Source organism: Acinetobacter sp. ANC 3832 (assembly GCF_002135415.1).
GTDB lineage: Bacteria > Pseudomonadota > Gammaproteobacteria > Pseudomonadales > Moraxellaceae > Acinetobacter.
Map to the genome: position 1 here is coordinate 1 of NZ_NEGJ01000028.1, position 6,845 is coordinate 6,845.

Annotated in this window: 9 protein-coding genes; 2 read left to right on the top strand and 7 right to left on the bottom strand. The window is 32.4% G+C overall.

Annotated features, from left to right (window positions below; all coding sequences use genetic code 11):
• From B9T35_RS18055 to B9T35_RS18065, 3 genes are all read right to left on the bottom strand, one after another.
• A partial coding sequence (locus B9T35_RS18055) for a plasmid replication DNA-binding protein (protein WP_139842055.1) occupies positions 1–278 on the bottom strand: 278 nt, incomplete at its 3' end.
• A gap of 112 nt (positions 279–390) precedes the next feature.
• A complete protein-coding gene (locus tag B9T35_RS18060; RefSeq protein ID WP_086192668.1) occupies positions 391–834 on the bottom strand; it encodes a hypothetical protein in 444 nt (147 codons plus the stop codon).
• 211 nt (positions 835–1,045) lie between these two features.
• On the bottom strand, positions 1,046–1,486 hold the full coding sequence (locus B9T35_RS18065; RefSeq protein ID WP_086192669.1) for a hypothetical protein: 441 nt from the start codon (positions 1,484–1,486) through the stop codon (positions 1,046–1,048).
• Positions 1,487–1,812: 326 nt separating this feature from the next.
• On the opposite strand from B9T35_RS18065, the gene B9T35_RS18070 reads away from it, so the two are divergent.
• Both B9T35_RS18070 and B9T35_RS18075 read left to right on the top strand, forming a co-directional pair.
• Positions 1,813–2,406, top strand: coding sequence for a recombinase family protein (locus tag B9T35_RS18070; protein WP_086192678.1), 594 nt, complete (start codon positions 1,813–1,815; stop codon positions 2,404–2,406).
• Between the two features lie 3 nt (positions 2,407–2,409).
• Positions 2,410–2,988, top strand: coding sequence for a hypothetical protein (locus tag B9T35_RS18075; protein WP_086192671.1), 579 nt, complete (start codon positions 2,410–2,412; stop codon positions 2,986–2,988).
• 62 nt (positions 2,989–3,050) lie between these two features.
• On the opposite strand, the gene B9T35_RS18080 is transcribed toward B9T35_RS18075, so the two are convergent.
• The 4 genes from B9T35_RS18080 to B9T35_RS18095 form a co-directional block, all read right to left on the bottom strand.
• A complete protein-coding gene (locus B9T35_RS18080; protein WP_086192672.1) occupies positions 3,051–3,323 on the bottom strand; it encodes a hypothetical protein in 273 nt (90 codons plus the stop codon).
• A gap of 2 nt (positions 3,324–3,325) precedes the next feature.
• The gene (locus B9T35_RS18085) at positions 3,326–3,937 is read right to left on the bottom strand and encodes an inovirus-type Gp2 protein (protein ID WP_086192674.1); all 612 of its coding nucleotides are present in this window, start codon (positions 3,935–3,937) and stop codon (positions 3,326–3,328) included.
• Between the two features lie 1,353 nt (positions 3,938–5,290).
• Entirely contained in the window at positions 5,291–6,250 is a 960-nt protein-coding gene (locus tag B9T35_RS18090; protein WP_086192675.1) for a replication initiation protein, read from the bottom strand.
• Between the two features lie 186 nt (positions 6,251–6,436).
• Positions 6,437–6,845 (bottom strand): plasmid replication DNA-binding protein (locus B9T35_RS18095; protein WP_086192677.1); only part of this gene is annotated, 409 nt, incomplete at its 5' end.

Sequence of the window (6,845 nt, forward strand, 5' to 3'; positions counted from 1 at the left end):
TCAATTTGTTGCTGTAAAAGCTGTTCATTGCTGTTTTGAGATTGTTCAAGTTTATGCTGAATAGATTGTTCAATATTATTTGTATTGTTCAGTTGTTCAGTGATAGCTTGCTCTACAGTTTTCTTGTCAGTCTTATTTCCAAATAATCGCATCATATCTTGAGCAGAAACAGTACCATCACTGTTCTTTGTTATCTCGCCTTTCTTGATGCGAGCATAGATAGTATTACGGCTAACTTTAAATAATTTGCTTGCTTGGTTAATAGATAGATTGCTCATAGGTGCTCATTCTTGTTCTATTTGGTTGATCAAGATTATACAGTATTTAGCATGTTTAAAGTGTTCAATAAAAAAGGGAGCAACTAGCCCCCTTTCAAGTGGTTCGATTTAATCAACGTACATTCATTTTCTTTTCAAGTTCAACAATTTTCTTATCTAATAGATTTTGCTCTTGTGATAGTTTGGCAATCTCTACACGAAGTTTAGCTTGCTCAACATATAATTTACCTAATTCATCAAATTCATTAGCAGGCTTGGACTTAGCTTTCTTTTCTTCTTTAGCAATTTTAGCTTTATTTGCTAGGCGTGTTGCTTGTGCTTTCTTAACACGTTCAACATTACGGCTATCAACATATTTCTGCGCACGCTCATAAGTATCTACATTAAACTCGTAAACAGTGTTCAGATCATCAAGGCTGTAAATAAATTTTGGATATTGTTTAAAGCCCTTTAGCTTTTCTTGAATAGCTGATTTATCTAGGTCTGTATCTACCTTTAAAACTTCCTGAATTTCAGGAATAGAGAAAGTATAGTTTTTTGCTGTTTCTGTGGTCATGTTATAAATCCAAATTAATAAGTTGTTCTCATGCAAGCAGGTTAGCAAACTTAATAAGTTATTGAAATAAAACTCATGTCGTGAATATTGATAAGATTGATCGGTTCAAGCCATATAGAATTAGATGCTGTACGTGAATGAAATTGTTTTAGCAGGGTAATCATGCTCATTCATTCACGTAGAAGATGTAAATCAATAAGAATATGTTTTCTTAAAAGTTTTTATTTACTAATTCTTTAGAAGATTCTAAAAAATAATTTGCATTGTATAAGAATTGCTCTATATGAAGACCTTTATCATAAAAAGTATCGTATGAAGTTTTAATGATTATTTCAGTGTCACCATATGAAGAACCCATTTTTGGTACTTCAAAAGAACTAAATCTTATAAAAGGTGTATTATTATTTAAGTGATTGCATACTAAATAAGCATGCTGTATAGAGTTTGTTTCATATGCAACTGAACTACATTTCATCGAAACAATATTATTCTCCTCATAAAGAAGAACCTCTAATTTAAACCCACTATCATCTTCAACAATCATAGATTCATTATCTAATAGATAGAAATTGTAATCATAGTGATCAGACATTGCTTGAAGACCACCTTTTATTATTTCAAAATTAACGTTGTCAGGATGTAAAACTGTCATATTCTTAAAGTCTTAGTTTATTGAAAAAAATTGTTAGAAATCAAAGATAAATTATTTTTTATAAAAGATAAAGATGATTTTACTAAAAGTTTAATACCATAAGATTGCTTGCTGTACGTGAATGGATGAGCATGATTACCCTATTAAAATAATTCTATTCACGTAGAGAGAGTAAATTCACTACCTTTAAAGTGTAGTAATCCTATCATTAGACTATAGGTAAACAATAATAAATTAAATGATAAAAATATCTATCAATGCACTATTATTTTAAATTAAATGATAGTATTATCATAAGACTTAAGGATACAAAGTTAAATAATAAAATGACCATTCATATATATGTAAGAGCTAGTACAAAAGACCAAGATGCAGAAAGGGCATTAGATAGTTTGAAAGAGTTTGCTAGTATCATTCAAGATGATGTAAAGGAATATGTAGAGAATGAATCAGGTACAAAGCTAGATAGACCTGTATTAAATAAATTGTTAGATGAAGCAGAAAATGGAGATACTTTACTTGTTGAGAGCGTTGATAGATTGTCACGTTTAAAACAAGATGAGTTCGAAGTATTGAAAGGACGTATAAAAGATAAAGGATTGAAATTAGTTGTTGCTGATCTACCAACTACCCATGTACTGCTAAATACAGATGATATGATTACAAGCTCGATCCTGAATCTCGTTAATAACATGTTAATTGATTTGTTAGCTACTATGGCTCGACTTGACAATGAGAAGCGTATAGAACGCATTAAACAAGGTTTAGAGAGAAGCGGATACAAACCTAAAGGTAAGAAAGCAGATACTCAAAAACATGATAGAATCAGAGAGTTAAATGATAAAGGCTTAACAAGAGAAGAAATAGCTAAAGCTGTAGAGTGTGGTGTAGCTACTGTATACCGAGTATTAAAGGGGTAAGAGATGGATTTATGTAGTTGGAATGGGGAATTAGCTTTAAAGTTCATTCCTTTATGCACATTAGTAGCACCATTAGTTGCTTTATGGATATTTAGACAGTGGAATAATCAAAAAGAAAAAGAAACATCATCAAATCTAGCAATAAATATTTATGAGTACATAGAAGATGTAAAGTTTAGTGTAGTTAAAACTGAAAATATTTTATTCCATTTAATAAGAAATAATAATGCTAGTTATACAAGAGAAAAGCAAAAAGAAGTAATTAGTGAAATATCATTTGATTTTAATAAATCTATTAGCAAATTAATTAGTTATCTAAAAATTATCAAAGCAAATTCAACGAAAGAAGTTATCGAAAAAACGCTAATTGATCTTACCGAATCAGTAGAAAAAATAAACAGACTTACTTTAAATGTAGATAGTAAATATTGGTCTAAAGGTCATTTAACCTTAGATGAAGAAAATAAATATGTAGGTGATTTAAATCAAAATATTAAAAGAATAAATGATGCGATAAACAATGAAGAATTAGAGAAAATATTACAGAAACTAGCAATGTATAGAGAAGATAAAAGCGCATAGGCGCATCGTACCTCACACATGAGCGCACATACACGGACATGTGAGAGGAGCAGAAATACCTATTAAAGCTCTGTATCTCTGAATGCTTGTAATAGCTTTACATCATCTACTAATGGCATATAGAGCCTTACACCACTTAAATCAATTCCATCCAAAGCAGGGAGAGCATCCATAATATTTGATGTTATCTTGTCTAGCTTCTCTTTATTTTTTACTACTTTGTATCCTTGTTTTGTTTCTGCTTTTACTTTGTTTTTCAGGTATTGCCATAATACTAGGTTCGATATTAGTTGATTGTATGTGCTGTTAATTAAATGTTGTTGATAGTCAATCATTGTTAGCCTGTCGTTGTTCCAAATGTTTTCTTATACTGTACTTGTGCTTTGTCATTCTGTTTTGCTAGGTATGAAGCTCTAAACATACAATCTCTAAATTGTTCTTCATCCTTTAAACTATGTCCTACCTTACTACCACCTGATTCTAATAAATATTCCTCTTTACGCTCATGGAAGTTAAAGGATACTTTCTTATATTCCTGTTCAATGTTAATGATTACACCATCTAAGTTGAAGAATACTTTTCTTAATAAATTGAAAACAGTTAAAGGGTTATGTACGTTTTGATCTACTACTAAAATCATTTCTAAATGTAAGCCTTTCTGATTTTCAGCATATTCAAAGCTATAAATAAAACTGTATCCATCTTTAAATAAACTATTAATTTTTCTAGTTAATTTATTTATATCGAATGAATGGTTGTTATCGAGTCCTAATGTATATCTAAGTGCTACAGGACGATCTATTGTATCTCTAGCATGCTTTAGAGCTAGATAAATATCTGCCATGTTAGCTTGCTTTAAATCGTAGTTTTTATTGTTTTCAATTGATTTGTTATATGTGTTGTTTACGGCATAGCCTAGATATTTGCTAGTTGTTAAAAGTTTACTCATTAAAAGATTGAAAGGATGTTAGTTCTAAATTTGTATTGTTATTAGAGAAATAGAGTAGATAGTAAATAGGGTACTATGTATGTAGATAATAGTATCTCGTATAGATGTATATACTCTGTTTATCCGAATTTGTTTTGATGTCCCTGAAAGCCTTATGTAGCAAGGATTACAGCCATATTTTGATGAATTTTACAACACACTTAAGTTATTGTTTTATATGTTATTTAAAAAATAGCGTTGTCGTGATAAATAAAAACTTATTATAATTCTATAACTTACAAAAATTAATGTATCGAAAGACAGTGTTTTAGTGTTGTTCTAGTTATGAAAGTGATACTAACACATCACTACCATTTTGTCAATATACAGACTAGCTGTAACCATTACACTGTATAGCTTACAGCGTTTTCATATTAAGCTGAAAAGTTGTCTGATTGGATGCATACACCTACTTAAATAAAATTAAATTAAGTTGATATAATACCAAGTCCTAGAGATATACTCAGATTTGAGTAGATGTATTGAATACCATGTTTCTATAAGTTGTTTGATAATTGGTATAAGAATACGTATACATATTTGTTTATGAGTTGATTTGTTTAGCTGTCAGATTTGATTGATAGAAAGATGTGTCCAAGTTTGGACTAATCTAAATTTATTAATTTCTAGATATTGTGGTTTTCAGATACAGACACCACTAGATATAGGTTTGAATATATTTCTGTATGCTCACAGAATCGCTCAGGTTGAACGATAGACATCTTACCCACCCACTAACACCACACAACATTCAAAGTGCCTTAAATCGCTTTCTGTGAGCTTCTGTGAAACAGAAATAAGATGGTATAATCTGTGAACACAGACTAGGTTTAATTTGAAGTACCTTGTCAGATGGTAGGGGGATAAAGCCAATCTGCCCCCACCCATTGATATATAGGTACTCCGTGATCTTCATTTTTGAGGGGAATTGTTTTTAAAACTCCGCTCTCTTTCCATTGTGAAGCAACTAGACAACACGTAATTAATTTTAATTTGAAGATTGTTTTAATATTTGTTTGAGTTATCAAGTTGCTAATCGACTAAATTAGAAAACTCGACTTAAAAAAACTCGAAACCTAAGTAGCTTTGAATCGAATCTCTATTATCAAAAAACAAATCACAGACTAGATTTAGAATGTTTGTAAGACTTGTATTCTCCACGCCCTCTGTTCTTTTCAAGACCTTTCAAATTCTTTACAGTCGGTTGGAAGCTGTTTTAATCATTCCGCTAAATATCAAAACAAGTGATTAATACCAACACAGCGGAAAGCTAAAAACAGCCCAAAAGGGCTAGTATCTGATTTAGGGGCACTGTTACACTTTTTGAAGCCAACGGAATACAGTCATACGCTCTACACCAAGCTGTTTTGCTATCTCTGTATGATTCATGCCATTAGCCTTGTAACGTACTGCTAGCTTGCGTTTAGCTTCATATTTAGCAGAACGAGCCTTACCACCTTTTGATGCTCCTAGCTGTCCTTTACGTGTCTGACGATCAATAAATTCTTGGTATGCGTAACCATCTCGTTTCCATACCCAACGAGCAATTGATTTAGCAATGCCCTTAACCTCGTTGTACTGCATTGGAGCAGTGAATTGATTGTTCACGGAACAGCATTGAGCAATGACCGATTCAAGCCACTGATTGAATGATTTATCTCGACCTCGATATTGACGTACTTCAACATAAGCCCAATGTCGCACTGTATGGAACACACAGCAATTGCGACCAAGCCCCACAGCTTCATCTACTTTAATTTCCTTATTGATCTGACGAGTTGTTAAGTCCAGACGTTCAGAAAGTTGATCAAGTGTGTAAGGTTGTTCACGTAGCACATGTGTTCGCCATGAGTTGTGTACTACATTTTTAGTTATAAGCCCACTGTAGTTGATGTCTGCATCTAAAACCTGTCTAAGAGCCGTATAGACTGCATTGGCGTACTTGATTGGCTTATCGTTGCTTGCATTGGTTTGATAGATTGGAGTTGCTAATTGATAAATGTAGTGTGCATGTCCGTTCTCAGGATTCTCTACAATTAAATTGGGAGTAGGTACGCCTACCATCGAATAAAAGTAGTCGATGTACGCTGTTGATGAATCAAGATCAAAAACAAAGAAATGTGTGTAATAGGGGTGATTAGGTTGAATGTAGCGTTTAAGCAATGCTAAATGCTTAGGTCTAATCTGTAGACCCATGTACAGATCATCCGAGCAATAAGGCTTGCTTGGAAACTTGTCTGTAATTTGTGCTAAGTCTAACAATAATTGTTGCATTGCATAACGTACCTGTTTGCAAATGCACTTTTGTTCTGTATTATTGATTACAGATCATGTGCAAACGTGTTCTAAGGATTCAAGCCTGTATTTCTAAACTTTGGCGAGGGAAGAAATACGGGCTTTTTCATATCTGAAATATTTGTATCACAATTCATGTGTAGATGCGAAGGATTCACCGCTAAATTAGCCAAATAAACGACCTAACAAGCCTTTCTTTTCATGGTTCTTATGTTCAATTAGTTTTTGATCTAGTTGCTGTTTAAGCCATGCTTCATTTGCTTTGACGTATTCAAGTTGCTTTTCAAGTTGTTCAACTTGTAATTTGAGTTGTTCAATTTGTTGCTGTAAAAGCTGTTCATTGCTGTTTTGAGATTGTTCAAGTTTATGCTGAATAGATTGTTCAATATTATTTGTATTGTTCAGTTGTTCAGTGATAGCTTGCTCTACAGTTTTCTTGTCAGTCTTATTTCCAAATAATCGCATCATATCTTGAGCAGAAACAGTACCATCACTGTTCTTTGTTATCTCGCCTTTCTTGATGCGAGCATAGATAGTATTACGGCTAACTTTAAATAATTTGCTTGCTTGGTTA

Coding starts and splice junctions, on each gene's coding strand:
- B9T35_RS18060 (WP_086192668.1), bottom strand. CDS start 834: ATGACCACAGAAACAGCAAAAAACTATACTTTCTCTATTCCTGAAATT.
- B9T35_RS18065 (WP_086192669.1), bottom strand. CDS start 1,486: ATGACAGTTTTACATCCTGACAACGTTAATTTTGAAATAATAAAAGGT.
- B9T35_RS18070 (WP_086192678.1), top strand. CDS start 1,813: ATGACCATTCATATATATGTAAGAGCTAGTACAAAAGACCAAGATGCA.
- B9T35_RS18075 (WP_086192671.1), top strand. CDS start 2,410: ATGGATTTATGTAGTTGGAATGGGGAATTAGCTTTAAAGTTCATTCCT.
- B9T35_RS18080 (WP_086192672.1), bottom strand. CDS start 3,323: ATGATTGACTATCAACAACATTTAATTAACAGCACATACAATCAACTA.
- B9T35_RS18085 (WP_086192674.1), bottom strand. CDS start 3,937: ATGAGTAAACTTTTAACAACTAGCAAATATCTAGGCTATGCCGTAAAC.
- B9T35_RS18090 (WP_086192675.1), bottom strand. CDS start 6,250: ATGCAACAATTATTGTTAGACTTAGCACAAATTACAGACAAGTTTCCA.